The following is a 660-nucleotide window of genomic DNA, read 5'->3' as shown; positions in this document are numbered from 1 at the left end:
ATATTAGCTCGTCATAATTTACCACATTAAGCAGCGGTAACGCTCTATCAAATATGGCTTTATTTTCATCCAAGTTCTTTTTCACGGCAAGTTTTGTGGTCACTATCTGGCTTTCAAGAAATTCGCCAACCCTTATGATAATACCCACAGCTTCCTTGTTGTTTGCCATAACGTCATTGATAGTTCCCATATAATTGCCAAGCTTATCATGGTCAAATTCTGAACTTTTTATGATATTGCTTTTTATACCCTCAAAGTCATTAAAAGAATTCTCAATAATGCGTGATAGATCCTGAACTGAAATTTCGTTTTTATGCGCTTCACCTAGAGTTGTATGAGTAATTTCTTTGCAAGCTTTGATAAATTCATCTCTAATTTCATTAAACTTATTACTAATTAAAATGTGGGCATCTCCTTTTTTACTTTTTCTATCAAAAGGAAACACTATAATTTCGTTATTATCGCTTAATTTTTTCAAAGAGCTATTTGGTATAAAATCAATCGTGTCTTTTGCATCTTTATATAGTTTTGCTAATTTTTCGCATGTTTCTTCATTGCTAAAGCTATAAATTCTCTCCATGCTAGTGTTAAATTTAATATCTTTACTGCCACTACTTAAAAAATATTTATCTAAATAATTGATACTTTGCAGCTTTGCTG

The 660-nt window shown here is 31.1% G+C and carries 1 protein-coding gene; it reads right to left on the bottom strand.

Annotation, left to right across the window (positions count from 1 at the left end):
• On the bottom strand, positions 1–660 hold a 660-nt coding region (locus CYP28_RS10455), incomplete at both ends, for a hypothetical protein (RefSeq protein WP_181000451.1).

This window comes from Campylobacter concisus (assembly GCF_002914195.1).
In the GTDB taxonomy this organism is placed as follows: Bacteria; Campylobacterota; Campylobacteria; order Campylobacterales; family Campylobacteraceae; genus Campylobacter_A; species Campylobacter_A concisus_M.
Note: the sequence above shows the minus strand (reverse complement) of the source record. Positions and strands in the feature narration are given on the sequence as shown.